Below are 1,458 nucleotides of genomic sequence, written 5' to 3'. Positions count from 1 at the left end.
TGGGGGAACTTCCTTGAGGTGCGGTGTAATAGCGCTCACGAGTGCGTTGCCGGGTTCGGAGCCGGTCGCCGTATCTAGTGGCTCCTGAATACGGTGGCGAGGAAAGCCAGTCTCTGCGGCCTCATTACAGATGGTGTCCGCCGTCTCGAAGGGCATCCCGTTGGCCGTCAAGGCTGTGAGATCGGCGTTCGCCTCCGTGGCGTCCTTGCTCAGGATGGATCGTGAGAACTCGATGTCATCAATATCGCCAGTAGCGTAGAGTCGGTCGAACGTCACGAGATAAGGGAACGACTGATCCTTCGGCGAACTGGGTCGCTCATCGTACCACCAGGATTCGTCTTTGGGTTTGGTCGTTAGCGCACCGATGATACCTGCACCGAGAATACAGCTTGCTTGTTCGTCGAGTGCCTCCCACGCTGGCTCGCTGCGAGAGTGGAAGAGCACGACATCGCCGGGGGACAGCTCCTCCCACAGTCCGTGGTCGGATTCTCCGAAGGCGAATGCAGCGTACTCGTAAGTCGTGAGCCAGTTATCCGGTGGTGCGGTAAGTTTGTAGATGCGGACATCTGTCTCCTGAATGTGCGCCGCAAGGGGATGATCGAAATCGACTCCATCTTGCTTGTAATCGCGTCCCTCTACCTCTGTGTTCTCGATCCAGATGGAGGGGTCGTCCTCATCGGCGGACTTCCTCGAATCTTCGAGTCGTGTCCGGACGGCTTCCGTGACACTGTCGTGCTCTAGGAGTCCGTCGATGTACGTCTGCTTGTATTCGGGAAAGAGATTAACAACATTTCGCGTGGCGAGCGTTTTCACCGCTTCGAGATCGGTATTGGAAACTTCCGCAAATCGCTCCCAATTCTCTCGGTATATCGAATTGAACTCATCCTGAACAGTATCACAAAAGACAATCCATTCAAAGTCATATCCCGGGACTGAGTGAGGTGTCGTGTCCGCGGGGACAACCTCTCTCACTTCGAAGACTGCCCCAATCCCGGAATCGTCTGAGACGATCCGCGCCAGGACAGTATCTCCTACCCGGAAGTCATCCGGTGAGACATCGTCTGTATCCGTGAATCCGAATCTGGGAGTGACGTCTTCCTCAGCTTCGTCACCGGTCTCGTGACCGAGACAATCGTCCCAAACTTCTGAATCGATATTGAAAATCCAAGTATCTGTATGACGGGTCATGTGATAGTCACGCTATTCGCTATTCTGCGGACGGCTTGAGGCTGCTAATTTCTCTCTCGATTTCTTCGAGTACGCCCACGCGCTCCTTCATCTCGTCTTCGTTACGATGATCTTGAATAAAGTCCACAAGGTTATCCAAGTTATCACCTGGTGTATCGACGACTTCCTTCTTGATGAGCCTAGCACCACCAGCGCCGTACCGGCTCAAGACGTCGAATTGGTCGTGAGGATCCAGAATGACCTCCGGGTCCTCAGTTACGGAATACGCCA

At 54.3% G+C, this 1,458-nt stretch carries 1 protein-coding gene and 1 pseudogene; both read right to left on the bottom strand.

The annotated features are described in order from the left end of the window. Positions 1-1,188 (bottom strand): annotated as a pseudogene (locus tag U4E84_RS17265) (hypothetical protein); the annotation flags it as partial. Positions 1,189-1,207: 19 nt separating this feature from the next. After that, positions 1,208-1,458, bottom strand: a 251-nt coding sequence (locus tag U4E84_RS17260) for a hypothetical protein (RefSeq protein ID WP_322533330.1), incomplete at its 5' end; no start/stop codon positions are given.

The sequence above is a fragment of the Halorubrum sp. AD140 genome, assembly GCF_034497445.1.
GTDB lineage: Archaea > Halobacteriota > Halobacteria > Halobacteriales > Haloferacaceae > Halorubrum.
The sequence above is the reverse complement of the archived record's forward strand: the minus strand, read 5'-3'. Positions and strand labels throughout refer to the sequence as shown.